The 26,173-nt window shown below is 68.8% G+C and carries 20 protein-coding genes and 1 pseudogene; 7 read left to right on the top strand and 14 right to left on the bottom strand.

Features of this window, described 5'->3' with window-relative positions; genetic code table 11:
* Positions 1 to 186 precede the first annotated feature (186 nt).
* Together ACSJJU_RS06995 and ACSJJU_RS06990 are read left to right on the top strand one after the other, a co-directional pair.
* On the top strand, positions 187 to 474 hold the full coding sequence (locus ACSJJU_RS06995) for a DUF2293 domain-containing protein (RefSeq protein WP_435914602.1): 288 nt from the start codon (positions 187 to 189) through the stop codon (positions 472 to 474).
* 142 nt (positions 475 to 616) lie between these two features.
* Complete coding sequence (locus tag ACSJJU_RS06990) at positions 617 to 1,021, top strand: group II truncated hemoglobin (RefSeq protein ID WP_435914601.1); 405 nt, start codon at positions 617 to 619, stop codon at positions 1,019 to 1,021.
* Between the two features lie 28 nt (positions 1,022 to 1,049).
* On the opposite strand, the gene tatC is transcribed toward ACSJJU_RS06990, so the two are convergent.
* From tatC to ACSJJU_RS06925, 13 genes and pseudogenes are all read right to left on the bottom strand, one after another.
* A complete protein-coding gene (gene tatC / locus ACSJJU_RS06985; protein WP_435914600.1) occupies positions 1,050 to 1,847 on the bottom strand; it encodes a twin-arginine translocase subunit TatC in 798 nt (265 codons plus the stop codon).
* A complete protein-coding gene (gene tatB, locus ACSJJU_RS06980; protein WP_435914599.1) occupies positions 1,844 to 2,314 on the bottom strand; it encodes a Sec-independent protein translocase protein TatB in 471 nt (156 codons plus the stop codon). The genes tatC and tatB overlap by 4 nt, the downstream gene beginning before the upstream one ends.
* A gap of 24 nt (positions 2,315 to 2,338) precedes the next feature.
* A complete protein-coding gene (locus ACSJJU_RS06975; protein WP_435914598.1) occupies positions 2,339 to 2,578 on the bottom strand; it encodes a twin-arginine translocase TatA/TatE family subunit in 240 nt (79 codons plus the stop codon).
* A gap of 378 nt (positions 2,579 to 2,956) precedes the next feature.
* A pseudogene (gene scpB / locus ACSJJU_RS06970) lies at positions 2,957 to 3,496 on the bottom strand (SMC-Scp complex subunit ScpB); the annotation flags it as partial.
* On the bottom strand, positions 3,493 to 4,287 hold the full coding sequence (locus tag ACSJJU_RS06965; protein ID WP_435914597.1) for a segregation and condensation protein A: 795 nt from the start codon (positions 4,285 to 4,287) through the stop codon (positions 3,493 to 3,495). The gene ACSJJU_RS06965 and the pseudogene scpB, both read right to left, overlap by 4 nt.
* Positions 4,288 to 4,314: 27 nt before the next feature.
* Positions 4,315 to 5,331 carry a beta-N-acetylhexosaminidase gene (nagZ, locus tag ACSJJU_RS06960; protein ID WP_435914596.1) on the bottom strand — a complete coding sequence of 339 codons (1,017 nt, stop codon included), beginning with the start codon at positions 5,329 to 5,331 and terminating at the stop codon, positions 4,315 to 4,317.
* 22 nt (positions 5,332 to 5,353) lie between these two features.
* Positions 5,354 to 6,247, bottom strand: a complete 894-nt coding sequence (locus ACSJJU_RS06955; RefSeq protein WP_435914595.1) for an SPOR domain-containing protein — start codon at positions 6,245 to 6,247, stop codon at positions 5,354 to 5,356.
* Positions 6,247 to 7,995: an arginine--tRNA ligase gene (argS, locus tag ACSJJU_RS06950; RefSeq protein WP_435914593.1), complete on the bottom strand. Its 1,749-nt coding sequence runs from the start codon at positions 7,993 to 7,995 to the stop codon at positions 6,247 to 6,249. The genes ACSJJU_RS06955 and argS overlap by 1 nt, the downstream gene beginning before the upstream one ends.
* 12 nt (positions 7,996 to 8,007) lie before the next feature.
* The gene (locus ACSJJU_RS06945) at positions 8,008 to 9,180 is read right to left on the bottom strand and encodes a deoxyguanosinetriphosphate triphosphohydrolase (protein WP_435914592.1); all 1,173 of its coding nucleotides are present in this window, start codon (positions 9,178 to 9,180) and stop codon (positions 8,008 to 8,010) included.
* Between the two features lie 32 nt (positions 9,181 to 9,212).
* Positions 9,213 to 10,628 carry an SPOR domain-containing protein gene (locus ACSJJU_RS06940; protein WP_435914591.1) on the bottom strand — a complete coding sequence of 472 codons (1,416 nt, stop codon included), beginning with the start codon at positions 10,626 to 10,628 and terminating at the stop codon, positions 9,213 to 9,215.
* A gap of 159 nt (positions 10,629 to 10,787) precedes the next feature.
* Positions 10,788 to 11,916 (bottom strand): peptide chain release factor 2 gene (gene prfB, locus ACSJJU_RS06935; protein ID WP_435914589.1). Its coding sequence is split into 2 segments (ribosomal slippage): positions 10,788 to 11,846 and positions 11,848 to 11,916, totalling 1,128 coding nucleotides; the frame shifts between segments, so codons are not numbered across the junction.
* Positions 11,917 to 12,078: 162 nt separating this feature from the next.
* Positions 12,079 to 14,571, bottom strand: a complete 2,493-nt coding sequence (locus ACSJJU_RS06930) for a penicillin-binding protein 1A (protein ID WP_435914587.1) — start codon at positions 14,569 to 14,571, stop codon at positions 12,079 to 12,081.
* A 209-nt stretch (positions 14,572 to 14,780) separates the two neighbouring features.
* Complete coding sequence (locus ACSJJU_RS06925) at positions 14,781 to 16,181, bottom strand: N-acetylmuramoyl-L-alanine amidase (protein ID WP_435914586.1); 1,401 nt, start codon at positions 16,179 to 16,181, stop codon at positions 14,781 to 14,783.
* 542 nt (positions 16,182 to 16,723) lie between these two features.
* On the opposite strand from ACSJJU_RS06925, the gene ACSJJU_RS06920 reads away from it, so the two are divergent.
* From ACSJJU_RS06920 to ACSJJU_RS06910, 3 genes are all read left to right on the top strand, one after another.
* On the top strand, positions 16,724 to 19,549 hold the full coding sequence (locus tag ACSJJU_RS06920; RefSeq protein ID WP_435914585.1) for an Rne/Rng family ribonuclease: 2,826 nt from the start codon (positions 16,724 to 16,726) through the stop codon (positions 19,547 to 19,549).
* A gap of 233 nt (positions 19,550 to 19,782) precedes the next feature.
* Positions 19,783 to 21,117 carry a M48 family metalloprotease gene (locus ACSJJU_RS06915; protein WP_435914584.1) on the top strand — a complete coding sequence of 445 codons (1,335 nt, stop codon included), beginning with the start codon at positions 19,783 to 19,785 and terminating at the stop codon, positions 21,115 to 21,117.
* Between the two features lie 53 nt (positions 21,118 to 21,170).
* A complete protein-coding gene (locus tag ACSJJU_RS06910; protein WP_435914583.1) occupies positions 21,171 to 21,959 on the top strand; it encodes a DsbA family protein in 789 nt (262 codons plus the stop codon).
* Positions 21,960 to 23,934: 1,975 nt separating this feature from the next.
* Here the strand turns inward: ACSJJU_RS06910 and thiS are convergent.
* Positions 23,935 to 24,948 carry a sulfur carrier protein ThiS gene (thiS, locus tag ACSJJU_RS06905; protein WP_435914582.1) on the bottom strand — a complete coding sequence of 338 codons (1,014 nt, stop codon included), beginning with the start codon at positions 24,946 to 24,948 and terminating at the stop codon, positions 23,935 to 23,937.
* Between the two features lie 218 nt (positions 24,949 to 25,166).
* Here thiS and aroQ point away from each other — a divergent pair, with 218 nt between their 5' ends.
* Positions 25,167 to 25,610 (top strand): type II 3-dehydroquinate dehydratase, encoded by a 444-nt coding sequence (gene aroQ / locus ACSJJU_RS06900; protein WP_435914581.1) that lies wholly within the window; start codon positions 25,167 to 25,169, stop codon positions 25,608 to 25,610.
* A gap of 57 nt (positions 25,611 to 25,667) precedes the next feature.
* Complete coding sequence (gene accB, locus ACSJJU_RS06895) at positions 25,668 to 26,141, top strand: acetyl-CoA carboxylase biotin carboxyl carrier protein (protein ID WP_435914579.1); 474 nt, start codon at positions 25,668 to 25,670, stop codon at positions 26,139 to 26,141.
* Positions 26,142 to 26,173 lie beyond the last annotated feature (32 nt).

Below are 26,173 nucleotides of genomic sequence, written 5' to 3'. Positions count from 1 at the left end.
CGTCACCATGCGCCTGGAACACCGGCGCGGCGCGCCTGCGCCCCGTCACCGCCGTCTGGCCCTGCGCACCCTATCGGATCGGAGACGGCCCGCCAACCGTTGCGCCGCCCCTGCCGCAACGATTGGGCGTTTTCCGGGCAGCGCCGGGCGACTACGCTGGGGCCCGGGCATGACAAGGAGATCCCCATGGCGGCAGGCGCCAGACGGGCATGGGCGGAGCGGGTGCGGGCACTGTTTCCCGCCTGCCCCGGCTATTTCCGCGACGAGGTGGCCGAGCGGCTGGCGGCGCGCACGGTGCCGGCCGGGCTGGAGCGGCAGGCGGTGGAGGAGATGGTGCGGTCCGTCATCCGCCACCAGCTGACGGATTACGACGCCCTGCTGTTCAAGCACACCCTCACCCGCGAGGAAGCCCGCCAGATCGTGGAGCGCGAGGTCGAGGACCTGCTCGCCGAGTGGCGCGGCCGCGCACCGTAAGGCGCCGCTCCACCGGTTTGATCCCGATCAAGGACGCCTCCCCGGGCCGCCCGTAGGCTGCTAGAAGTCCGCGTTCCGTCTTTGCGTCCGGGCGCGGCATCACACGGATTTGGCCACTGGAACTGGAACGGAAAGGAAGGTCATGACCGCAGCCACAACCGATCAGGACTCCCGATCCCTCTACGAGGCCATCGGCGGACAGGAGACCGTCCGCAAGATCGTCACCCACTTCTACGACCTGATGGACTCCGATCCCCGCTACGCAGAGCTGCGGGCGCTGCACGCCCCGGATCTGACCAAAACCCGGGAATCGCTGGAAGGATACCTGACAGGCTGGTTTGGCGGGCCGCGCCACTGGTTCGAGCAGAACCCCGGCCGGTGCATCATGTCGGTCCACTCCGGCGTCAGGATCACGAAGACCACCGCCCAGCAGTGGGTGGAGGCCATGAGCACGGCGGTGCGTCAGAGCGGCATCGAGCCGGGCCTTGGCGTGCGCCTCAGCGTCAGCATGGCCCGCGTTGCCAGCGCCATGGCCCGCGACGACTGAGCGCCCGGCCGCCGCAGTTCCGCGCGGATCAGTCCGTCCGGACCACGTCCGTCTGGCCGCTGGCGGACGCGGCGGCGCGCCGGTTCATCACCCGGATGCAAAGGATGGAGATTTCGTAGAGCAGGCACAGCGGGATCGCCAGCATGAGCTGGGAGATCACGTCCGGCGGCGTCACCACGGCGGCGATGGCGAAGGCGATGACGATGGCATAGCGCCGCCCCTTCACCAGCGTCTCCAGCGAGACGATGCCCACCCGCGCCAGCAGCACCAGCAGCACCGGCAGCAGGAACGAGAAGCCGAAGGCGAAGACCATGTGCATCACCAGCGACAGGTAATCCCCCATGGCGGGCAGAGCCTCCTGGGAGATGCCGCCCAGCGTGTCGTGGTGCTCGAAGCTGAGGAAGAAGCGGAACGCGGCCGGCATCACGAAGTAGTAGGCGAGCGCCGCGCCCAAGAGGAACAGCACGGGCGTTGCGAACAGGAACGGCAGCAGCGCCTTCTTCTCGTGCCGGTAGAGGCCCGGGGCGATGAACAGCCAGATCTGGTTGGCGATGAACGGGAACGACACGAAGAACCCGGCGAACATCGCCACCTTCAGCTTCACGAAGAAGGCCTCGTAGAGCTTGGTGTAGACCAGCTTTGCCCCCTCCCGCCCGCCAAAGGCGTCCGCCAGCGGCCGGGCGAGGAAGTCGAAGATCTGGTCGGCGAAGCAGAAGCCGATGATGCACGCCACCACCAGCGCCATGACGGCGTAGAGCAGGCGGCGGCGCAGCTCGATCAGGTGGTCGAGCAGCGGCGCCTTGGTTTCGTCGATGTCCCGGATCACAAACGTTGCTCCGAAGCGGCGCGCGGCGCGTCCCCGGCCGGCCCATCCCCGGCGGCGGCCGGCCCATCCCCGGCGGCGGCCGGCGCAGCGGCTTCGCTGGTCTCCTGCGCGCCTGCGGTGGCGGCGGCCGGCGCGTCCTGCGGCAGCGGCCCGTCCGTGGCGGCGAAGGTCTGCACGCCCCCAGCCTCAGCCGGTGCCGCAGCCGGTGCTGGCGCCGGTGCCGTCGTTGGTGCGGGCGGCGGCGGCGCGGCGTTCGGGTATTCCCTCATGATCCGCTCCCGCTCCTCCTGGAACTCGGCTTCCTGCATCATCTGCTCGAAGCCGGCACGGAACTGGGCGGTCATCATCCGGGCGCGGCGGATCCACTGGCCGACCGTGCGCATCAGCTTGGGCAGGTCCTTCGGACCCACCACGAGCAGCGCGACGATCGCCACGATCAGCAGCTCGGACGAGGCAATATCAAACATGGGACAGGCCGTTCAGGGCGCGGATCAGTGCTTGGCTTCTTCCTTGGCGCCGCCCGAGGTTTCCACCTGATCGCCGGCGATGCGCGGCTGCGGCTGGGCGGCCGGCTGCTGAGCGGGGGTCTCGGGCTCGTCGGCCAGACCCTTCTTGAAGCTTTTAATGCCCTTGGCGACATCGCCCATGATGTCGGAAATCCGGCCGCGGCCAAACAGCAGGATAACGACCAGGATCAGCACCAACCAGTGCCAGATGCTTCCCAAGCCCATTTGCTAACTCCTCGTTCGGCTCCCGCGCCGTGCGGGGAGCCCTCGTAATCTGCGGGTATGTAAGGCGTTACCCGGCAACTTGCCACAGTGCAACCGCGAGACGCGGCGTCACGCCTCATGGTCCTCCGGCACAGCCTGCGCCGGATCATAGGGAGCGGCGTCTTCCCCGTCCATCGGCTCCGGGTTCGGAGCGGCGTGCGTCTCCCCCGATTCAGCCGGTTCGGCGCCATCCTCGACAGCTTCGACGGCCTCGACAGCGTCACCGGCCTCGGCAGCGTCACCGGCGGCCTCCCCGTCCTCCCCTTCCTGCGACGGGGCAGACGGGGCGGACTGGGCGGACGACTGGGCGGACGACTGGGCATTGGCGAGCTGCTGGGCCAGCTGCACGTCGATGGGCTCGAGCAGGCCCGCCGCCTTCAGTTCCTCCAGGCCCGGCAGATCCCGGATCGACTCCAGGCCGAAGTGGGCGAGGAACTCGGGCGTGGTGCCATAGACCACCGGGCGGCCCGGCGCCTCGCGCCGCCCCACCGGCTTCACCCAGCCTGCCTCCATCAGGAGGTCGAGCGTGCCCTTGGAGAGGGAGACGCCGCGAATGTCCTCGATGTCGGCGCGGCTCACCGGCTGGTGGTAGGCGACGATCGCCAGCGTCTCCACCGCCGCGCGGGAGAGGCGCTTGCTTTCGTCCACCTCCTTGCGCATCAGGAAGGCGAGGTCGGACGCGGTCTGGAACAACCAGGCGCCGCCGCGCTTCACCAGGTTGACGCCCCGCCCCTCGTACTGCGCCGCCAGCGCCTGGAGCAGCTCGGGCACCCGGGCGTCCTCGGGCATGCGCTCGGCGATGTCCGCCTCGCGCAGGGGTTCGGTGGCGGCGAACAGAATGGCTTCCACCATTCGCAGATGCTCAGGATTGTGCGTCATGCGCTGTCCCGTTTCTTCACGTAGAGCGGGCCGAACGGCTCCAGCTGCTGCACCTCGGCCTTGCCGAGGCGCGCCATCTCGAGCGTGGCAAGGAAGGTGCTGGCCAGCGCCGAGCGGCGGAAGTCCAGATCGCCTCCCTCGGGGAGGAACTGGGCGATATCCGTCCACTGCACCGTATGGCCGATCATGCGCTCCAGCCGGCTCATCGCCGCCTCCAGCGGCCACACCGGGCGGCGTTTCGGCTGATAGGTCTGGCGAATGCCCTTGGCGCGGATGTCGGCGTAGGCCTTGAGCAGCTCATAGAGGGTGCAGTCGAAGGCCGCCCGCTTGACGACCGCCAGCCCCTCGGGCGCGCCGCGCGGGAACACATCCCGCCCCAGCCGGTCGCGGGCCATGAGGCGCGCCGCCACGTCGCGGATCGCCTCCAGCCGTTGCAGCTGCAATTGCAGGCGGGCGGCCAGCTCCTCGGCGGAGGGCTCCTCCTCGTCCTTCTCGGGCGGCAGCAGCAGGCGGCTCTTGAGGTAGGCGAGCCAGGCGGCCATGACGAGGTAGTCGGCGGCCAGCTCCAGCCGCAGCCGCCGGGCCTCGTTGATGAAGGCGAGATACTGCTCGACCAGCGCGAGAATGGAAATCCTGGCCAGGTCCACCTTCTGGAACCGGGCCATTTGCAGCAACAGATCGAGCGGCCCCTCGTAGGCTTCCAGCCTGAGGAACAGCGTCTCGTCATTGCCCGGCGCCGGGGTCTCTGCCCCGGGGTTCGGCACTGCGTCGTTGGCCTCAGTCTCGCTCATGCACAAGGGCTACCGGGGAAGGCGGTTTCAGGCAAGCGCCAGTAATGCGTCGCGCCGGGCCGAAAGGTCTGCCACCCGTTCGGCGCTCGCGTCCGCGCCCGCCTGCACCGAGGCCATGGCAGCCTCCAGCCGCGCCTTTGCGTCCGCCGTGATCTCCGGCAGGCAGGCGGCCACCTCCTCCATCTCGGCCAGCACGCCCGAGCAGTGCAGGACGATGTCGCACCCGGCCGCGAGGCACCCGCGCGCCTTCTCCGCATAGGTGCCGGAGAGCGCCTTCATGTTGATGTCGTCGGACATGAGGAGGCCGTTGAAGCCGATCCGCCCCCGGATCACCTCGCCGATCACCGTCGGCGAGAGCGTGGCGCAGCGTTCGGGGTCGAGCGCGGTGTAGACCACGTGGGCGGTCATCGCCATGGGCGCGTCGGCCAGCTTTGCAAAGGGCGCGAAGTCCTGTTCGAGGCTCTCCAGCGGATCGTCCACCACCGGCAGCTCCAGATGGCTGTCGCTGCGGGCGCGGCCGTGGCCGGGGATGTGCTTGATGACACCCACCACCCCGCCGTCCCGCAGGCCGTCGAGCGTCGCCCGGCCGAGCGCCGCCACCTGCCGCGCCTCGAAGCCGTAGGCGCGGTCGCCGATCACATCGTGCGCGCCCTCGACCGGCACGTCGAGCACCGGCAGGCAATCGACCGTCACGCCCACGCTCCGCACCACCGCCGCGATGGCGCGGGCGTTGAGCCGGGCGGCGTCCATGGCCGCGACCGGCGAGACCTCATAGAGTTCGGCGAACCGCCGGGCCGCCGGGAATTCCGGCCAGTGCGGCGGGCGCAGGCGGGCAACGCGTCCGCCCTCCTGATCGATGAGGATCGGCAGGCTCTCGCCCCGGCCCGACAGCGCCTTCAGCGAATCGGTGAGCGCCCTCACCTGTTCCGGGTCCACGCAGTTGCGCTGGAACAGGATATAACCGGCGGGATCGACGGCGCGGAACAGCGCGCGCTCCGCGTCCGTCAGCACAGGCCCCTCGAGGCCGAAAAAAACGGGAATCACGGCGTTCAGCCTCTCGATCAGCCTATTTTTCCGCCACCAGACAGGCCTGACCCGCCTTCTTCAGCCGGTTGCACAGGCTGTCCGCCCGCGCCTTGAGGCTGATCGGTCCGGCCCGGAGGCGATACATGGTCTTGTCGCCGGTTTTCACCGGCTGGATGTCCGGCCCCAGATTCTCCAGCTCCTTCTCGTAGGTGGCGGAGAACTGCTGCCAGCCCGCATTCGCCCGCTCGACGGACGAGAACGCGCCAAGCTGGAGGAAATAGGCCGGCTTCTTCGGCACCTCGGGCTTGGCCTCCTCGGCCTTGGCGGCGGGCTTGCCCGCGTCCGCCTTCGCCCCGGCCTGCTCCGCCGGTGCCGGTTTGGCTTCGGCCTGCGGCGGCGTCAGCGCCGTCGGGCCCTGCGCCCCAGCCTGCGCCCCTGCCACCTGCTGGCCCGTCCCCTGCTGTCTGGCCTGCGGGCCTGCCGCTTGCGCCGGCTGGGCGGGCGCGGGTGCCGGTTCGGGCTCGGGCGGCGGCGCGGGCCGCTCCACCGGCTGCTCGGGGCCGGTGGCCAGCTTCACCTCGGAATCCAGCTCGCCGCCGGAGGCCACCTGGCCGATCAGCAGCCCCTCGCCGTCCACCTTCATGCCGCCCGGATCGTCGGGCTTCACGCGGAACGGCTCCTTGGGTGCCAGGATCAGCGGCGGCTCGCCATTGGCGCCCGCCACGATCGACATGCCATAGGGGTCTTCCTTCTCGCCGGAGGAGACGGCGATCACCGTCCCCACCAGCGCCACGAGGAACACCGCCGCGCCGCCCACGATCCATTTGCGCGACAGGAAGCTCTCCCCGTCCTCTGAGAGGGCGGCGGGTTCGAGCCAGGGCGGGCTGTCGTCCTCCCCGGTGTCGCTGGCGCCTGAACCGCGGGCGCGGACCATCAGTGCATCTCCTCCACGGGCTCGACGCCCATGATTGCCAGACCGTTGCGGATAACTTGCGCCACCGCCTGGATGAGGGCAAGCCGCGCGCGGCTCAGTTCGGCGTCGTCCACGATGAACCGCAGCGACGGATCATCGTTGCCCCGGTTCCACAGGCCGTGGAAGGCGGCGGCAAGGTCATAGAGGTAGAAGGCGATGCGGTGCGGCTCGTGGGCCTGCGCGGCCGCTTCCACCTGACGCGGCCACTGGCAGGCCAGCTGGATCAGCGCCGCTTCCTCGGGGGCGGTGAGCCGCGCCAGCTGCGCGGCGGGCACGGCCTCGAGGCCCGTCACCGGCAGGCCGGCGTCCTGCGCCTTGCGCATCACCGAGCAGATGCGGGCATGGGCGTACTGCACGTAGAACACCGGGTTCTCGCGGCTCTGCTCCAGCACCTTGGCGAAGTCGAAGTCCAGCTGGGCGTCGGCGCGGCGGGTGAGCATCATGAAGCGCACCACGTCGCGGCCCACCTCGCGCACCACGTCCGCCAGCGTCACGAAGCTGCCCGCGCGCTTGGACATCTTGTAGGGCTCGCCGTTCTTGAACAGGCGCACCATCTGGCACAGCTTCACGTCCAGCGGCACCTTGCCGCCGGAGATGGCCTTGACCGCCGCCTGCATGCGCTTGACGTAGCCGCCGTGGTCCGCGCCCCAGATGTCGATGAGCTGGGTGAAGCCGCGTTCCACCTTGGTCTTGTGGTAGGCGATATCGGCGGCGAAGTAGGTCCACGCGCCGTTCGACTTCTTGAGCGCCCGGTCGGAATCATCGCCGAACGCGCTGGCGCGGAACAGGGTCTGCGGCCGGGGCTCCCAGTCCTCGGCGGCCTCGCCCTTCGGCTTCTCCAGCGTGCCCACATAGACGAGGCCCGCTGCCTCCATGTCGGCGAGGGTCCGGGCGATGGAGCCGTCCTCGTGCAGCGACCGCTCGGAGTAGAACACGTCGTGATGGATGCCGAGCAGCGCCAGATCCTCCCGGATCATGGCCATCATCTGGTCGGTGGCTTCCTTCTTGAACAGCTGGAGCCATTCGCTCTCCGGCGCGTCCAGGTACTGCTCGCCATACGTCTCGAACAGCTTCTGGCCCACCGGCACCAGATAGTCGCCGGGGTAGAAGCCCTCGGGGATCTCGCCGATGTCGCGGCCGGCGGCCTGCTGGTAGCGCAGGTGCGCCGAGCGGGCCAGCGTGTCCACCTGACCGCCCGCGTCGTTGATGTAATATTCCTTGGTGACCTTGTAGCCCGCCCACTGCAGCAGGTTGGCGAGCGCGTCGCCCACCACCGCGCCGCGGCAGTGGCCCACGTGCATCGGCCCCGTCGGGTTGGCGGAGACATATTCCACGTTGATCGGCTGGCCCTGACCGATGGCGGAGCGGCCATAGGCCTCGCCCGCCTTCAGGATCTCCGCCACCTGCGCGGTCCAGAACGAGGCCTTGAGACGCAGGTTGAGGAAGCCGGGGCCGGCCACCTCCACCGTCTCCACGTCCGGGTCCTGCCGCACGCGGGCGGCCAGCGCCTCGGCGATGGCGCGCGGCGGCTTGCCGGCGGGCTTGGCCAGCACCAGCGCCGCGTTGGTGGCGAGGTCGCCATGGGAGGGGTCGCGGGGCGGCTCCACGGTCACCGCCTTGAAGTCCAGACCCTGCGGCAGGTCTCCGCTCTCCGCCAGCGCGGCCAGCGCAGATTTCAACCGCTCCTCAAACACATGAAAGACGTTCATCAAAAACCCGTTCTATATTTCGATCGGCTTCCGTCCCGTCAGCCGGGCCAGCTCCCGCAACGCGAAATTGTCCGTCATCCCGGCGATGAAGTCCGCCACCGTCCGCACCCTGTCCGGCATGGCCGCGCGGGCTGCGCGGCTCGACCATTCTGGCGGCATCCGCATGGGATCGTCCAGATAGAGGTCGAACAGGTCGGCGATGACCCCCTTCGCCAGGTCGGTTATGTGCTCGACCTTGTAGTGGCGGTACATGCGCGCACGCAAGAAGTGTTTCAGCTCCCGCTCCTGCAGGCGGGCGGCCTCGCTGAAGGCGGCGACGGGATGGCCTGCGCGCCGGATGTCGTCGGCCGACTGCGGTTGCAGCGCGTCCAGCCGGGCCTGGGTCTCGGCGAGCAGGTCGAGCACCAGGTGGCTGACCATGGAGCGGATCAGCTCGGCCCGCAGCCGGTCGTGCGGTGCGCCCGGATAGCGGCGGGTCAGCCGCGCCCACGTCTCCGCCACCAGCGGCACGCCCATCAGGTCGTCGATGGTGAACAGACCGGCACGCAGGCCGTCGTCCACGTCGTGGGTGTTGTAGGCGATGTCGTCGGAGAGGGACGCCACCTGCGCCTCGAGGCTGGCGTAGGTGTCCAGCTCCAGATCATGCTCCGCCACATACTCCGCCAGTGCCCACGGCGGGTTGGCGACCGGCCCGTTGTGCTTGGCCAGCCCCTCCAGTGTCTCCCACGTGAGGTTTAGCCCGTCGAACGCCACGTAGCGGTGTTCGAGCCGGGTGACGATGCGGATGGTGTTGGCGTTGTGGTCGAACCCGCCCCACGCCGCCATCTTGTCCGCCAGTGCCTCCTCGCCCGCGTGGCCGAAGGCGGTGTGGCCGAGATCGTGGGCAAGCGCGAGCGCCTCGGTCAGGTCCTCGTCCAGCCCCAGCCGCCGGGCGATGGAGCGGGCGATCTGGGCAACCTCCAGGCTGTGGGTCAGGCGGGTGCGGTAATGGTCCCCGTCCACCGAGACGAACACCTGCGTCTTGTGCTTCATCCGGCGAAAGGCGGTCGAATGGATGATGCGGTCGCGGTCGCGCTGGAAGGCCGTGCGCCCCGGGCTTTCCTCCTGCGGGTGCAGCCGCCCGCGCGAGCGGGACGGATCGGCGGCATAGGGCGCGAGGCGTTCGCGGGGTGCGTAGACGGACAAGACGCCCCTCCTTCTGGCATCAACGGATCGGACTACTGGCGCTTGAGCGGCTCTATATCCGCAACGTTCCGCCGGATCACGGATTTTATCCCGCTGGCGCCCAGTTTCCCGGCCATGTCGCGCGCCTCGGCGAAGCTGGCGAAAGGCCCGAGCATCAGCCGGTAGACCGGGCTGCCCTTCACCGTCTGCGCCTCGAAATAGGGCGTCCGCCCCGCCAGCAGGTCCGGGGCCCGGGCCGTCGTCTCCCGCCAGGCGGGGTCGAGCCGCCCCGGTTCATGGAGGCTGGCCAGTTGCAGCCAGTAGCTGTTTGCCGGAACGGCTTTCTCCGGGGCCGCCTGTTCCGGGGCCGCCTGTTCCGGGGTTCCTTGCGCTGACACCCTCTGCGCCGGGACCATGCTCTCCGCCACCCGCACCAGCTTGGGCTCCGGCAGCGCGCCCGCCCCCTCGGCAGGCGGCACCGGCACCGGCGCCGGTTGGGGCTCCGCTGCCGGGTCCGCAACGCTGGTCGGCGCCACCTCGAACACGTCGATGCCTGCCTCCGGGCCCGGCCGGTGTTCCGGCTGACGCTCGGCCTGGCGCTCGGTATCGGGGACCGGCACGGCGCGGGCGCCCAGCGCGTCCTGCGGAATGCGGCGGAAGTGGGCGGCAAAGGCCTTGGCGGCGGGCGGCAGGCCCGGCAGGGCGGCGAAATAGGCCCGCTGCGTCTCGGCGAGCACGCCGGGCACGGCGGTGCGGGCAATCTCGAGCGCGGTGTCGGTCTGCCCGGAGAGGGCGTAGATGATCGCCAGCGTCTCGCGCACCGGCTGCTCCATCACCGGGTCGTTCACCTGCGTCTGGAGGATGCGCAGCGCCGCCGGATAGTCCTCCTGCAACGCCAGCGACAGCGCCACCCGCATGGGCAGCGCCCGCTCGCCCGGCGCGAGGGTGACGGCCTGGCTGAAGGCACGCTGGGCCTCCAGATGGGCGCCGAGAAGATCATGGGCGATGCCGCGCTGGGTCCACAGCAGGCCGGGCACCGGATTGGCCGTTGCCGTCTCGGCCCGGGCCAGCACTGCCAGCGCCTCCTGCGGCTGCCGCCGCTCGTTGAGGCTGGCGGCCAGCCACACCTGCGCCGCCATGTCGTCCGGCTGCCGCGCCGCCAGCCGCGCCGCCTCGTCGGGGACGAGCCCTGCCCGTCCGGTGCGCACGGCCAGGCCCACCAGCGCCCGCAGCGCTTCCAGATCGTTCGGGTTTTCGGTCAGCGCCTTCTGGTATAGGCCGAGCGCCCCTTCATTGTCCCCCCGCGCCTCGAGGCGTTTGCCGAGGCTGAGCGAGGTGCCCGCGTCGAGCGTCAGCTCGCCGCGCCGCTTCCCGGCGGCCTGGGCCGGGGCCGCCCCTGCCCCCGCCTGCACGGCGAGCGCAAGCATCAGCGCCGCGCCTGCCAGCCACAGCGGGCGGGAGCGGTGCATGGGGACTCCGTTGAACCTGTCTCTCCGGCGCATGGACTCATCCTTGCCACATCAAGGGGTAAGGGATCCTTAACGCGCCCCTCCGCCCGCCGCCACCCCCGGCGCGGGAGGGCCCGTCCGGGGCCCCTCCCGCCCGGGAGGACAGGCGGCGCCGAAGGCTCAGTCGATATCCTCGACCGCCACCTTCTCGCCGGTGACGCGCTGCGACAGCGCGGCGGCCATGTATTCGTCCAGGTCGCCGTCCAGCACCAGCTGCGGCTGGGTGTTGACCACGCCCGTCCGCAGATCCTTCACCATCTGGTACGGTTGCAGGACGTAGGAGCGGATCTGGTGGCCCCAGCCGATGTCCGTCTTGGCCGCGTTGGTGGCGGCCGCCTCGGCCTCGCGCTTCTGGAGTTCGGCCTCGTAGAGCCGCGCCTTCAGCATCTTCATGGCGGTGGCGCGGTTCTTGTGCTGGGAGCGCTCGTTCTGGCACGCCACCACGATGCCGGTCGGGATGTGCGTGATGCGCACCGCCGAGTCCGTGGTGTTGACGTGCTGACCGCCCGCGCCCGACGACCGGTAGGTATCGATCTTGAGATCCTTCTCGTTGATCTCGATCTCGATGTCGTCGTCGATGGCCGGATACACCCACACGCTGGTGAAGCTGGTGTGCCGGCGGGCGTTGGCGTCATACGGCGAGATGCGCACCAGGCGGTGCACGCCGCTTTCCGTCTTGGCCCAGCCGTAGGCGTTTTCGCCCTTGATGAGCAGGGTGCAGGACTTGATGCCCGCCTGCTCGCCCGGGTGCCGGTCGATCAGCTCCACCTTGAAGCCGCGACGCTCCGCCCAGCGCGTGTACATGCGCTGGAGCATCTCGGCCCAGTCGTTGGACTCGGTGCCGCCCGCGCCCGCGTTGATTTCGAGGTAGCAGTCGGAGGCGTCCGCCTCGCCCGAGAGCAGCGCCGCCACCTTGTCGCGCTCGGCGCGCTTCGCCAGATCCGCCAGCGCGGCGACGGCATCGTCCACCATGCCCTCATCGCCCTCGGCTTCCGCCAGCTCGATCAGGCCAACGGTGTCCTCCAGCTCCCGCTCGATGCTGCGGGTGGCGTTGATGGCCACGTCGAGCCGCTGACGCTCCCGCATCAGCGCCTGAGCCTTCTTGGGATCGTTCCACAGCGCCGGATCTTCCGCCGCCGCGTTCAGCTCATCGAGCCGCCTTAGCGCCCGATCCCAGTCAAAGAAACCTCCTCAGCAGGTCGAGCGCCTGCTTGATTTGTGCCACATGGGCTTCCGCTTCCGCGCGCATGTCTTCCTTGCTTTCCGTAAATGACAGGAAACACCCCTGCCGGGGCAGAGCCGTTGGAAAAGCCAGACCCGGCTTGCAATGTCAATGTCTGAATACGGGCTTCCATATAGACATTCCCGGCGCGGCGGGGGAGACCCCCGCCCCGGTTCCGCCATTCCGGCCTCAGTAAATCCCGCCCATGGTCTCGACGAAGTCGGTGTCGGACTTGACCACCTGCGGCTCGCCGAGCGCGACGAAGCGGCGCGGCTCCAGGCCCGGCTTGAAGGCCTCCCAGATCACGTCCGGCCCGTCGTAGTTGGCGAGCTGGCCGGTCTTGCGGTTGACCCGGACGAAGCGCAGGCCCGGCGGGGCGGTGAACTGCGGCTTGGGCGCGTCCTTCAGCGCCTCCCGGGCGAAGTCCAGCCAGATCGGCGCGGCGACCGTGCCGCCCTGCGCCCAGCCGCCGAGGCTGCTCGGGGTGTCGTAGCCCACGTAGAGGCCCGCCGCCAGATCCGGCGTCATGCCGACAAACCACACGTCCTGCGAGTTGTTGGTGGTGCCGGTCTTGCCCGCGAGCGGCCGCTCCAGCACGCGCAGGCGGCGGGCGGTGCCCCGCTCGATCACGCCCTCCAGCATGTGCACCACCTGATAGGCGGTGCGCGGGTCGATCACCTGCTTGCGCGTGTCCGCCACCTGCGGCATGCCCTCGCCCTGCCAGTCGTTGGCGGCGCAGCTGGGGCATTTGCGGGTGTCGCTGCGGTAGATGGTCTTGCCGTGGCGGTCCTGCACCCGGTCGATGAGGATGGGCTGCATCTGCTTGCCGCCGTTGGCGAGAATGCCATAGGCGGTCACCAGCCGCATCACCGTGGTCTCGCCCGCGCCCAGCGCCATGGCGAGCATGGGGCTCATCTGGTCGGTAATGCCGAGGCGCACGGCCATGTCCGCCACCTTGGGCATGCCGACGCTGTTGGCAAGCCGCACCGTCATCAGGTTGCGGGACTGCTCGAGGCCGGTGCGCAGCGTCTGCGGGCCGGTGCCGCGCCCGGAGAAGTTGCGGAAGCACTTGACGCCGAGCCGGCCGCCCTGATTGACGCAGAAATCCTCGTCCAGCACCACCGAGGCCGGGGTGAAGCCGTTGTCCAGCGCCGCGGCGTAGACGAACGGCTTGAACGCGGAGCCCGGCTGGCGCTTGGCCTGGGTCGCCCGGTTGAACTGGCTGCGGCGGGCGTCGAACCCGCCCACCAGCGCGAGCACGCGGCCCGTCAGCGTGTCCACGGCAACGAACCCGCCCGAGACCAGCGGGATCTGCTGGAGCGTGTAGGTGTCCTTCGTGTCCTTCACCCGGGAGACGGGGATCACGTCGCCCGGCTTCAGCAGGTCGAAGGCGGGCCGCCCGTCGCGGCGGCGGGTGGCGTTGGCGGCGGGCAGGCGGCCGGTCGAGCCGTCCTCGAAGCCGAGGGTGGCGGTGCCGCCCTGCTTCTCCAGCACCACGGCCGCGCGCCAGTCGTCATAGCCCACCGGCACGTTGAGGGCGGAGAGACGCTTCTGCCACCCCTCCCCCAGCGCGATGGTCTCGACCGGCCCGCGCCAGGCCTTGCCGCGCTCGTAGCGCACGAAGCCGTCGCGCATGGCCTTCTCGGCGGCGCGCTGCATGTCGGGGTCGATGGTGGTGTAGACCCAGAGGCCGCCGCCGTAGACCTTGTCCTCGCCGTAGACGTCGATGAGCGTGCGGCGCACCTCTTCGACGAAATACTCGCCCAGCCGGGACGTGGGGCGGGAGCGCACCTGCGCCAGCACGATGTCCTTGGACACCGCCGCGTCGTACTGCGCCCGGGTGATGTAGCCGTTCTCCAGCATCTGGCCGAGCACGTAGTTGCGCCGCTCCAGCGCCATGGCGCGATACTTGGGGCGGCCGTAGAGGCTCGGCCCCTTGGGCAGGGAGGCAAGGAACGCCGCCTCCTCCACCGTCAGCGCCTCCAGCGGCTTGTTGAAGTAGGCGAGCGAGGCCGCGCCCACGCCGTAGGAGTTCCGGCCGAGGAAGATCTGGTTCAGGTAAAGCTCGAGGATGCGCTGCTTGGGCATCGCCTCCTCCAGCCGCTTGGCGAGGATGGCCTCGCGCAGCTTGCGGGTGTAGCTCACCTCGCGGCCGAGCAGCATGGCCTGGGCCAGCTGCTGGGTGATGGTGGACGCGCCAACCAGCCGCTTGTTCTTGCCGATGTTGCGGATGTTGGTGAGCACGGCCCGGACGATGCCCGGATAGTCCAGCCCCTTGTGGGAGTAGAAGGTCTTGTCTTCCGCCGAGATGAAGGCGTGGCGCACCAGCTCGGGGATTTCGTCATACGCGGTGTAGACGCGCCGCTCGCGCTGGAACACGGCGAGGATGGAGCCATCCCCCGCCACCACGGTGGTCGGCAGGTCCGGCTCGTAGGCGCGCAGCGCCTCGACCGAGGGCAGGTCCTGCGAGAGGCTGACATAGCCTCCCCCGGCGGCCACCACGCCCAGCCCGACGAGAGCCGCGCCGCCCAGCAGCCACTTGCGCCGCCGCGACAGGTGCGCAACGCCGCCGAGGCGCTCCCCCATGCGACGGAGGCCCTCGCTCCACCCCTTGCGGGTGCCGGCCTCGCGGTTGCTGTCGCCGTTCCGGCTTTCGTGATCGTTCTGGCCCGGTTCAGCCACGGTGGGCTCCTTGCGCTAACGGCAGCTTTCGGTCAGGGCTGGCCGCCCTGCGTCCGGGAAACTGCGACCTCCCAAAAGGCTTGCTCGCGGCGAGAGCGTTTACGGCGGTTTGCGGGCCGACGCAACCGGCGCGCCACGGCCCGCCAGCGCCGTGAGCTGAAAACGCGCGGGCGCGGATCAAGGTGCTGGGGCCCGGCACGGCACCGCGATCAGGACGCACCCGCCGCCACGGCCGTCTGCACCATGTAGCGCTGGAAGTAGGCCTCGACGGCGGCGCGCACGCCCTTGGCAATGGCGGCCTGGCCCGCCTGCGAGAACAGGTAGCGGGAGTCCGCCTCGTTGGACATGTAGCCGGTCTCCAGCAGCACCGAGGGCACGTCCGGCGCCTTCAGCACCCGGAAGCCGGCGAAGCGGTGGTTGTTGGAGCGGAAGTAGCGGTGCTTGCCCACCTCGCGCACCACGATCCCGGCGAATTCGGCGGAGAGGTTCATGGTCTCGCGCTGCACCAGATCGATCAGGATGTTGGTCACATCCGGGCTTTCCGCGCCCAGATTGATGCCGGCGATGATGTCCGCCTTGTTTTCCTTGGCGGCCAGCCGCTCGGCTTCCTTGTCCGACGCGGTCTCGGAGAGGGTGTAGACGGTCGCGCCGTGCACGTCCGGCCGGGCGATGGAGTCGGCGTGGATCGAGATGAACAGGTTGGCCCCGGCCTCGCGGGCGATTTCCACGCGGCGGCCCAGCGGGATGAAGATGTCGGTGGAGCGGGTGAGCACCGCCTTGACCTTGCCCGAGCGGTCCAGCTCCGCCTTGATCGCCTTGGCGATGGCGAGCGTCACTTCCTTTTCCCACTTGCCCTTGATGACGCTGGGCGCGCCCGGGTCCTGCCCGCCGTGGCCCGCGTCGATCACCACCACCGGCAGCGCCGCCGGAGACACGGGCGCGGCCGGCGCCGGCGCCGGAGCGGGCGCGGGCGCAACAGCAGCGGTCTGGACCGGGGCCGGTGCGGGCGCCGGAGCGGTTGCAGCCGCGCTGGCGGGCTGGGATGCGGCAACCTGCGTCGAAGCGGGTGCGGCGGCGGACGCCACCGCGAGGCGGGTCGCACCCCGGCGCAGCGCGGCGAGGAATGCGTTGCGGTCGGTGCCCGTCACCCGCACGCGCAGGGCGTTGCGGCCCGGCTCGACCGACGGATCAAGCGCGGCAACGGCGTTGGCGCCGAGATCGATGACGAGGCGGGCCAGCTGCGGGCTGTTCTGGGCGAGGCGCACGGCCTGGACCGGCCCACTGCCCGCCGCCCGCTGTGCCGAGGGCACGAGAACGCCCGGAAAGTCGATGACGACGCGCTGGGGCCCGTCCAGATAGAACAGGCGCGGCGCCTCGAACGGCCCGTCGAGGTCCACCGTCACGATCGCGTCCGCCCCTTGCATGGTGGAGGACAGGCCCGTCACCCGCGCGGCCTCGGCCTGCGTACCGCCTCCGGCCAGCACCAGAAGGACCATCGCCGCCAGCAGCGCCCAGGCCGCCCGGATTACGGTCTGCCGCCAGAGAGCAGCCCGCGGCCAGCGGGCGGCCCGCCGGGTCGCGCGCCTCTCGTTCGCCCGGAGGCCGATCATTGCATCCTGTCCTGCTCTCACGCCCGCTCGCCGCCGCCGAATAAAGGAATGTCGCTGCCGAAATTATTCATCGCGTGTCTGGATTTGCTCCGCACATTAATCGGCCGGGCCGCGCTGAACAAGCGCCCAGGCGACAAACCGCATATCTTGAGCGCATCCATGCGCGGAGTTGGGTTGTGGATTGCCTGAATTGGTGTTAGCTGTCCAGATGTTACAGTTTCGGTGTTCAACGCGGTCAGCGTCGTCCTTCCTGCACCCGGCCCCTTTTTCGTGTTTGGGCCGCGCGTATCGCCAGGCTGACGAGACGCTTTGACGACAAGGATAGCAATCGATGGGCCGAGTTTCGGGCGAAAGAGCTGAGGAGAGGATGAAATACCGCCTCCCTTGCGCCGCGCTCCCGAACGCAAGGCCGTTGAACATCCGGCCCCTGGAACGATTTGTGCCGAGCCGTCACGACGGCCGGCAGTGGTCTCAGACACACGCAGCCGTTCGCGCCAGGCGCCTTTGCGCGCCCGCCCGGCTGCGCGCATGGAGAAATTTGAATGTCAACTCGCATGTTAATCGACGCCCGCCACCCGGAGGAGACCCGGGTTGCGGTGGTGCGCGGCACACGTATTGAAGAATTTGATTTTGAAGCAGCAACGAAGAAGCAGCTCAAAGGCAATATCTATCTCGCCAAGGTAACCCGGGTAGAACCGTCGCTTCAGGCCGCTTTCGTGGAATACGGCGGCAATCGTCACGGTTTTCTGGCCTTCAGCGAAATTCACCCCGATTACTACCAGATCCCGCATGAGGACCGGGAGGCCCTGCTTGCGGAGGAAGCCGCCGCGTCCCGCATGGACGACGCGGACCAGACCTCCCGCGACGGCGGCGACGACGAAGCCGCCGACGAGACCGGCGAGGTCGTGGCCCGCGAGGGCGGCGAGGTTTCCGAGGTCAACGACAGCGGCGACGACGATCACGAGGACGAGGCCGAGGAAGCCATGCGCCGCCGGCGCACGGCCCTGCGCCGCCGTTACAAGATCCAGGAAGTGATCAAGCGCCGCCAGATCCTTCTGGTCCAGGTCGTGAAGGAAGAGCGCGGCGGCAAGGGCGCGGCGCTCACCACCTACCTGTCGCTGGCGGGCCGCTACTCGGTGCTGATGCCCAACACCACCCACGGCGGGGGCATCTCGCGCAAGATCTCCAGCCAGGCCGACCGTCGCCGCCTCAAGTCCATCATGTCGGAGCTGAAGCTGCCGAAGGGCATGGGCTGCATCATCCGCACGGCGGGCCTCAAGCGCACCAAGACCGAGATCAAGCGCGACTTCGACTATCTCACCCGCCTGTGGGACGAGATCCGCGAGCAGACGCTCAAGTCGGTGGCCCCGGCGCTGATCTACGAGGACAGCAGCCTCATCAAGCGCGCCATCCGCGACATCTACTCGCGCGACGTGGACGAGGTGTGGGTGGAAGGCGAAGCGGGCTACCGCGCCGCCAAGGACTACATGCGCCTGCTCATGCCGAGCCACGCCAAGAAGGTGCATCTCTACCGCGACCGCGTGCCCCTCTTCCACCGCTACCAGGTGGAGGCGCAGCTTGAGGCCATGTACCGGCCGGTCGTGCAGCTGCGCTCCGGCGGCTACATCGTCATCAACCCGACCGAGGCGCTGGTGTCCATCGACATCAACTCCGGCCGGGCGACGAAGGAGCACAACATCGAGGAGACGGCCTACAAGACCAACCTGGAGGCCGCCGAGGAGATCGCCCGCCAGCTGCGCCTGCGCGACATGGCAGGCCTCGTCGTCATCGACTTCATCGACATGGAGGACAAGAACAACATCCGAAATGTCGAGCGTCGCCTGAAGGAGGCGCTGAAGAACGACCGCGCCCGCATCCAGGTGGGCCGCATCTCCAACTTCGGCCTGCTGGAGATGTCGCGCCAGCGCCTGCGCACCGGCGTGCTGGAGGCATCCACCCACGTCTGCCCGCACTGCAACGGCGCGGGCTTCCTGCGGACGGTCCAGTCCTCGTCGCTCCATGTGCTGCGCGCGCTGGAGGAGGAGGCGATCAAGGCCCGCGCGTCGCACCTGCTGCTGTACGTGCCGTCGGAAATCGCCATCTACATCCTCAACCGCAAGCGCGCCGAACTCACCGAGATCGAGAGCCGCTACGGCATCACCATCGAGGTGGAGCCCAAGGCCGACCTCATCGTGCCGAACTATGAGATCGAGCGCTCCGGCCCGCCGCCGGCCATCGCGCCGGTGGAGCTGACGGCCCAGCCCGTCCCCGCCGAGGAGCCGGAGGAAGAGGACAACGTCGCCGACGAGGAAGAGGCCGAGGATACCGTCGAGGAGACCACCGCCAAGGCGGGCGGTCAGACCCGCGAGGCCCGCGAGGCCCGCGAGACCCAGGCCGAGGGTGACGAGGACCGTCAGGGCCGCCGTCGCCGCCGTCGCCGCCGTCGCCGCCGCCATGGCGAGAACGGCGAGAACGGGGCCGAGGCACAAGGCGCGGCCGAGAACGGCGAGACCAATGGCGAGGCCCTCACCGCCGAGGGCGGCGAGGCCGCTGCCGCCGAAGCGGGCGGCGAGACCAATGGCGAGGGCGAACGCCGTCGCCGCCGCCGTCGCCGCCGTCGCGGTGACCGGGGCGAGCGTCCGCAGGCCGTGGCTGGCGAAGGCGCCGAGGCTCCGGCCGTCGGCGAAGCCGCTGCCGTGTCCGAGGCCGTGACCGAAGCGGTCTCCGAGGCCGTCGCCGACACCGCGGGCGAGACCGCCGCGCCGGTTGAAGCCGAGGCTCCGGCCGAGGCCGAGGCCCCGGCGGAAGCGCCCAAGCCCAAGCGCCGCACCCGCCGGACCACCAAGGCCAAGGCGGCCGAGACCGAGGCTCCGGCCGAAACCCCGGCCGAAACCCCGGCTGAAGCTCCGGTTGCGGCGGCTGAACCGGCTCCGGTTGCCGAGGCCCCGGTTGCTGAAACCCCGGCTGCGGAAGCCCCGGCTGCGGAAGCCCCGGCCGAGGAGGCGCCCAAGCCGAAGCGCCGCCGCACCACCAAGGCCAAGACCGCCGAGGCCAAGGCGCCCGAAGCGGAGGCAAGCGCCGAGGAAAAGCCGGCACGGGCCACCCGCACCCGCACGCGCAAGACCGCCAAGGCGGCAGCGCCTGCCGCTCCCGCCGCGCCGGAGGCCGCTCCGTCCGGTGACGAGTCCGGGTCCGAGCCGTCCCCGGAGCCTGCCATAGCGGCAGAGGCTCCCGCACCGGCTCCCGCCGCCGCCAATGAAGGCGCACCGGCCGCCAATGAGGCGACCGAGGCCGCCGCGCCCGCGGAACCGGCGCAGCCCCGCCCGGCCCGCCGCGGCTGGTGGCAGCGCACCTTCAGCGGCAGCTAAGGCAAGCCCGCCCGGGCGGCGCTGACCCCCGGCGGCCTGTAGCTCCGGCCCCGCGTCTCCACACCGAGGCGCGGGGCCGTTCCGTTTTGCGCCCTGCCCCTTTGTTTCCGGCGCGGCCAAGATGCGCCTGACCGTCTGCTCGATTGACGCGCTCCCGGCGGATTGCCACTCTTGCGGCCATGATGAACCTGTCTCTTGTCTGGACCCGGCTTTGGCGCCTCGTGGCGTTGGGAATGGTGGCGTTTCTGGTTCTGGCCAGCCCGGCGCGGGCGCAGTCCCTGCTGCGCGACGCGGAAACCGAGCGCTTCCTCCACGATATCAGCCGCCCCATCTTCGAGGCCGCCGGGCTCGATCCCCGGGCCATCAGCTTCTACCTGGTGGGCGATCCCTCGATTAACGCCTTCGTGGCGGGCGGACAGAACATCTTCATCAACACCGGCCTGATCCTCCAGGCGGACAACGTGAACGAGCTGATCGGCGTCATCGCCCACGAAACCGGCCATATCGCCGGCGGCCACCTGATCCGCCACGACGATGCCGCCGCCAAGGCGGGCAACATCAGCATCCTCAGCCTGCTGGTGGGCGTGGCGGCCATGGCGGCGGGCGGCGGCGACGCGGGCATGGCGGCGATGATGGCGGGCCAGTCGCTGGCGCAGGGCAACTACCTCGCCTACTCCCGCTCGGTGGAAGCCGTCACCGACCAGGCGGGCGCGGAGTTCCTTGAGAAGTCCGGCATTTCCGGCGAGGGGCTCATCAGCTTCTTCCGCAAGCTCCAGGAAATGGAGTTCCGCTACGGCTACACGCAGGATGCCTACATCCGCACCCACCCGCTCACCGGCGACCGTATCGAGAAGCTTCAGGAGCGGGTGTCCGCCTCGCCCCACTACGCCAAGCCGCCCAAGGCCGAGGACCAGACCCGCTTCCTGCGCATCAAGGCCAAGCTGGCGGGCTACATCAACGAGCCGCCCCGCACCTTCCAGCTCTACCCGGAGACGGACACCTCCATGCCCGCCCGGCTGGCCCGGGCCTACGCCTGGCACAAGCTGGCCCACCGCGAGGAGGCGGAGGCGGAAGTGGACGCCCTGCTCGCCCAGAAGCCGGACGATCCCTATTTCCTCGAAATGAAGGGCCAGATCCTGCTGGAATCCGGCAAGGTGGAGGAAGCCATCGTCCCCCTGCGCCGCTCGGTCCAGATCCAGCCCAACGAGCCGCTGATCGCCACCTCGCTCGGCCACGCCCTCGTCGCCATGGAAAACCCGGATCTCGCGCGCGAGGCGGTCACCATCCTGCGCCGTGTCGTCACCCAGGACCCGGAAAATCCCTTCGCCTGGTTCCAGCTGGGCATGGCCTACACCCAGCTGGGCGACGAGGCCCGCGCCGCCCTCGCCTCCGCCGAGCGGCTGAGCCTGCAATACAATGCCAACCCGGCCGAGGTGGCCTACCACGCCCACCGCGCCGTCTCCGGTCTGCCGAAGAACACGCCGGAATGGTTACGGGCGCAAGACATCTTGCTCATCGCGCAAGAAGCGGCCAGAAACGGGCGGGGCAAGGGCCGCCGTCGGGGCTAAACGCTCGCACCCGCGCCCGCATTCAGCAACATTTGTTCGAACTGGTGATCAGCATGAAGCGAATTGGTGTCTCCCTCGTCCTGCTCGTCGCGGCGGGCGCCGGGCTGTTCGCCCTCACCCCCGCGCCCCGCGCCGAATCCGGCGGACGGGTCAAGACCGACTTCACGCCCGCGCAGGAGAAGCAGATCGAGGCGCTGGTCCGCCAGTACATCCTCGACCACCCGGAAATCATCCCGGAAGCGGTCACCGAGCTGCAGCGCCGCGAGGTGGTCAAGGTGCTGAACAGCTACCGCGACCAGATCGAAACCCCCTTCCCCGGCGCGGTGGCAGGCAACCCCAAGGGTGACGTGACGCTCGTCGAGTTCTTCGACTTCCGCTGCCCCTACTGCCGCCGCTCCCACGCGGTCATGAAGGAACTCATCGCCAGCGACCCCAACCTCAAGGTGGTCTACCGCGACCTGCCCATCCTCGACCAGCAGGGCAGCGAGCCCCTGTCCCGCCGCGCCGCCCTCATGGCCCTCGCCGCCGCCCGCCAGGGCCGCTACCTCGAGATGCACGACGCCATCTTCAGCGTCGAAGGCCGCGTCACCCAGGAAAAACTGGTGGCCGCCGCCCGCAAGGCCGGCGTCAACGAGAAACGCCTCGCCACCGACATGAACGACCCCAGCCTCGAACAGGAGCTGAACAAGAACCTCCAGCTCGGCGGCACCCTCGGCCTCTCCGGTACCCCCACCTACATCATCGGCGACCAGATCATCTCCGGCGCCGTCAGCATCGACGACCTCCGGGACGCCATCGCCAAAACCCGCTCCTCCCGCACCGGCACCCAGACCGGGGAGTGAGGTATTTCATTTGTTGAGTGATGCAGGAGGGACTTGTCCCTCCCGTTTGCGAAGGCAAACGAACAAAAGATGCAGAAGGGTCGCGGACCCTCCCGTTTGCGGAGGCTAACAAACAAAAGATGCAGGAGGGTCTTAACCCTCCTGCACCTCCCTTGAATTACCGGGCCGCGCCCTTCAACAGGGTCACGCACCCTCCGCAAGCCGATTTACCGCTGTCCGGCACGTCCAGTTCGTTCATTGATCCGGCCGCGCCCTTCCGAAACGTCACATGCCTTCCGTGAAGCGATTCATCACCGCCCGGCCCTTTCAGCCTGCACGTTGATCCGGCCGCGCCCTTCAGAAACCGCTCGCCCATCCGCAAGCGAAGTCGTTGCCAGCCCGCAACGCCACACCGTGCCTTTGATTGGTCCCCCTGCCAGGTGATTTCCCGTCAGACGCCAGGTTCGCCGCGCCAAACGAACCTGAACCACCCGGCCCCGGAAAACCCTGTCATCCCCCGGAAAACCCATTGGATCTCCGCACCCTTCAGACACCGAACCCGTCGCCCACCCCACGGCAGACATTCTAAGGCCCCCACACGCGCCGCCCCTCAGCCCCGTTCGCACCCCCTTCTCCCCATCCACCCTCGGAGACACACCAACCGCCCCCCTTCTGGCAAAGTGTCATAAGTGACACTGAAAGGACCGAGCCCCGCCGAGACAGCACAGAACTAGCCGAAAACCGGGACAGTTCGGCTCTCCCCGGAAAGGTTGGGTAAGCTCTCGGTGGTTCGGAGAGGCGCGGGACCAATCGGGCGAAGTCAGCGTTGGCAGGGCCCAGCGCGTCAGCGCATCACCCCGACCACGGCCACCATCCCGGCGGCCCCTCTTTATCCGTTGAATGATTTTAAGGTGCGTTTGCGCTAGTTGCCCGAAGCCAGAAAACGCCGCCGCCTGCCGGACATCACCCCCTGGCACCGCCAACAGACACCACGGCCAGACGCCGCCCCCTGACACACCCCCTGAACACCACCAGCCGACACCGCTGGCTGACATTACCGCCTGCGCCCCACCGCTTGCCCCCTTTTGGCTGACACTACCGTCCGGCGCTCGCTGGCAGACGCCCACCCGTGACCCTCACCTGCTGACATCACCCCTTGCCTCCCTATCGGCTGATACCACTGCCCGACGCTCTCTCGCAGACTTCCCCGCGTACCCCCCACCGGCTGACACCAGAACCTGACCCTCACCGCTGACACACCTGTTGACACCCACCGGCGGACACCCCCTGGCGCCCCGGCGCCTGGCAGCAAAAGCCCCGCGCTCCCCGATCTCCCGAAAAGAGCGCCTCCCCTGCCCCCTCGCACCCTGCCCCTCCCACGACAGGCCGCCCCCTTCGACAAAGTGTCATAAGTGACACTAAAAGGCCCGAGCCCCGCCGAAACAGCGCAGGGTCATGGGAGGAGCGGATACCGTTCGGCCTCCCCTCACAGCCAGGATCGCTCGGGAAGAGCGGGACCAAGCCTGCGTCCGTGGGGAGACCACCAGCCAGGGCATCCCCCGCCCGGCCCCCTCATCGCCATGTTGAATGATTTTAAGGAGCACGCTCGGCCCGGATCAGGCGCGGCCCAATCCTCCCGATCCCTCTCATCCGCTGAATGATTTTAAGGAGCACGCGCGGCCCGGATCAGGCGCGGCCCGGATCAGGCGCGGCCCAATCCCCCCGATCCCTCTCATCCGCTGAAAGATTTCAAGGAGCGTATTCGGGTCACATCAGGCGCGGCCCAGGAATGCCCCCTGTGACTCAGGCCCTGTCCAGCTTGCCCCATAACAAAAACGCCGTGGCTCCAGCGGGCACCGGAACCACGGCCGTTTGAAACGAATGGGAGGTGCAGGAGGGGTAAGCCCCTCCTGCATTTTTCGTTTGTTTACCTCCGCAAACGCTGCGTAACCCTGATAAAATTCAATATCTTGAAACCAAAACCTCAAACCCGGCGTCAGATCAGCCCGGCCAGCGGCGAGGACGGATCGGCGTAGCGTTTCTTCGGCATCCGGCCGGCGAGGTAGGCGAGGCGTCCGGCCTCGACCGCCAGTTTCATGGCGCGGGCCATGGCGACGGGGTTTTTGGCTTCGGCGATGGCGGTGTTCATGAGCACGGCGTCGCAGCCCAGTTCCATGGCGACGGCGGCGTCGGAGGCGGTGCCGACGCCTGCGTCGACGAGCACCGGCAGTTTGGAGCCTTCGATCATCAGGCGGATCATCACCGGGTTCTGGAGGCCGAGGCCGGAGCCGATGGGGGCGCCGAGCGGCATGATGGCGCAGGCGCCGGCGTCGGCGAGGCGTTTGGCCATGATGGGGTCGTCCGAGCAGTAGACCATCACGTCGAAGCCGTCCCTGGCCAGCACTTCGGTGGCGCGCAGGGTTTCCACCATGTCCGGGTAGAGGGTTTTCTGCTCGCCCAGCACTTCCAGCTTCACCAGGTTCCAGCCGCCGGCCTCGCGGGCGAGGCGCAGGGTGCGGATGGCGTCCTCGGCGGTGTAGCAGCCGGCGGTGTTGGGCAGGTAGGTGTACTTCTTCGGGTCGAGGAAGTCGGTGAGCATGGGCTGGTTGCGGTCGGAGACGTTCACGCGCCGCACGGCGACGGTGACCATTTCCGCGCCGGCGGCCTCGACGGCCCGGGCGGTTTCCTCGAAGTCCCTGTATTTGCCGGTGCCGACGATGAGGCGGGAGCGGAAGGTCCGGCCCGCCACGGTCCAGGTATCGTCAGCCGTCTCGGGGGCTTTCTCAGGGGTTGCAGTCACGCTGTGGTCTCCTCCGCCTACGAAGTGAACGATTTCCAGCCTGTCGCCGTCGGCAAGCCGGGTGGCGTCGTAGGCTGATTTGGGCACGATTTCCAGATTCCGTTCCACCGCGACCTTGCCGGGCTCCAGCCCCAGCGTTCCCAGAAGGTCGGCAACGGTGGGCTCGCCCTCCAGCCGTTTCGTTTCGCCGTTCAGCAGGATCTGGATCATTGTTTGGACTCGACTGCTTTACCTGAGGAAGACATGGCCATTATAAGAGCCGCTTCGCTTCGCGGCCGACCGGCGGAACGAAGCCCGGCCAGTGCCGGACTTTGCCGCGCGGCCGCGGGGCGAGTGCGCCTCTGTGGAGCAACGTGAGAGAAGCCCTCGCCGGGCCCGCTCTTCTTCTCTATAGAGGGTTGACGGCAACAGTGGAAAGACAAGACTGCATGGTCGAGAGCCACACCCGGCGGGTGCTTGTTCTGAACGGTCCCAATCTCAACCTGCTCGGCACCCGCGAACCCGGCGTCTACGGCTCGGCGACGCTGGCCGACATCCAGGCGATGGTGGAGAAGCGTGCCGCAGAACTGGGCCTTTCGGTGATTTTCCGGCAATCGAACCATGAGGGCCAGCTCATCGACTGGCTGCACGAGGCTCGGGAGACCTGCACGGGTGTGATCTTCAACCCGGGTGCCTACACGCATACCTCCGTTGCGCTGTACGACGCCATCAAGGCCATTGCCTTGCCGGTCATTGAGGTGCATTTGTCGAACCCACACGCACGCGAGCCGTTCCGTCACCGGTCGTTTGTCTCACCGGTGGCGAAGGGCGTTATCCAGGGATTCGGACCACTCGGATACATCTTGGCGCTTGAAGCGGCCGCGCAATTCTGATTCAGTCCGCGACAAATTCAGGGGAATAGGATGCCCGGAAAGGGAGCTGCAACGATTATGCAGGTTGATAAAGGTTTGGTTCGCGAGCTCGCGGAACTCTTGAAGGAAACCGATCTCACCGAGATCGAGGTGGTTGATGGCGAACGCCGCGTGCGCGTGGCCCGTCAGTTCCCCGCCCAGAATGCGGTCGTGACCGCGCCTGCGCCGGTTCAGGTGTCGGCGCCTGCGGCGGCGCCCGCTGCGGCTGCGGCGCCGGCTGCTGCGGCTGCGCCCGCCGAGGCGGACCTCTCCAAGCACCCGGGCGTTGTGACCTCGCCGATGGTCGGCACCGCCTACATGGCGCCCGAGCCCGGCAAGCCGCCGTTCGTGACGGTTGGCGCGCAGGTGAAGGAGGGCCAGACCCTGCTCATCATCGAGGCGATGAAGGTGATGAACCCGATCACCGCGCCGCGCGCCGGCACCGTGACCCGGATTATGGTCAGCAACGAGCAGCCGGTCGAATTCGGCGAGCCGCTGCTGATCATTGAATGAGCACAACTGAACCGAGAGTGACCCGGACCTGC

Source organism: Pedomonas sp. V897 (assembly GCF_051304405.1).
In the GTDB taxonomy this organism is placed as follows: domain Bacteria; phylum Pseudomonadota; class Alphaproteobacteria; order Sphingomonadales; family Sphingomonadaceae; genus Pedomonas.
The sequence above is the reverse complement of the archived record's forward strand: the minus strand, read 5'-3'. Positions and strand labels throughout refer to the sequence as shown.

Coding starts and splice junctions, on each gene's coding strand:
- ACSJJU_RS06995 (WP_435914602.1), top strand. CDS start 187: ATGGCGGCAGGCGCCAGACGGGCATGGGCGGAGCGGGTGCGGGCACTG.
- ACSJJU_RS06990 (WP_435914601.1), top strand. CDS start 617: ATGACCGCAGCCACAACCGATCAGGACTCCCGATCCCTCTACGAGGCC.
- tatB (WP_435914599.1), bottom strand. CDS start 2,314: ATGTTTGATATTGCCTCGTCCGAGCTGCTGATCGTGGCGATCGTCGCG.
- ACSJJU_RS06975 (WP_435914598.1), bottom strand. CDS start 2,578: ATGGGCTTGGGAAGCATCTGGCACTGGTTGGTGCTGATCCTGGTCGTT.
- ACSJJU_RS06965 (WP_435914597.1), bottom strand. CDS start 4,287: ATGAGCGAGACTGAGGCCAACGACGCAGTGCCGAACCCCGGGGCAGAG.
- ACSJJU_RS06955 (WP_435914595.1), bottom strand. CDS start 6,247: ATGGTCCGCGCCCGCGGTTCAGGCGCCAGCGACACCGGGGAGGACGAC.
- argS (WP_435914593.1), bottom strand. CDS start 7,995: ATGAACGTCTTTCATGTGTTTGAGGAGCGGTTGAAATCTGCGCTGGCC.
- ACSJJU_RS06940 (WP_435914591.1), bottom strand. CDS start 10,628: ATGCACCGCTCCCGCCCGCTGTGGCTGGCAGGCGCGGCGCTGATGCTT.
- ACSJJU_RS06925 (WP_435914586.1), bottom strand. CDS start 16,181: ATGATCGGCCTCCGGGCGAACGAGAGGCGCGCGACCCGGCGGGCCGCC.
- ACSJJU_RS06920 (WP_435914585.1), top strand. CDS start 16,724: ATGTCAACTCGCATGTTAATCGACGCCCGCCACCCGGAGGAGACCCGG.
- ACSJJU_RS06915 (WP_435914584.1), top strand. CDS start 19,783: ATGGTGGCGTTTCTGGTTCTGGCCAGCCCGGCGCGGGCGCAGTCCCTG.
- ACSJJU_RS06910 (WP_435914583.1), top strand. CDS start 21,171: ATGAAGCGAATTGGTGTCTCCCTCGTCCTGCTCGTCGCGGCGGGCGCC.
- thiS (WP_435914582.1), bottom strand. CDS start 24,948: ATGATCCAGATCCTGCTGAACGGCGAAACGAAACGGCTGGAGGGCGAG.
- aroQ (WP_435914581.1), top strand. CDS start 25,167: ATGGTCGAGAGCCACACCCGGCGGGTGCTTGTTCTGAACGGTCCCAAT.
- accB (WP_435914579.1), top strand. CDS start 25,668: ATGCAGGTTGATAAAGGTTTGGTTCGCGAGCTCGCGGAACTCTTGAAG.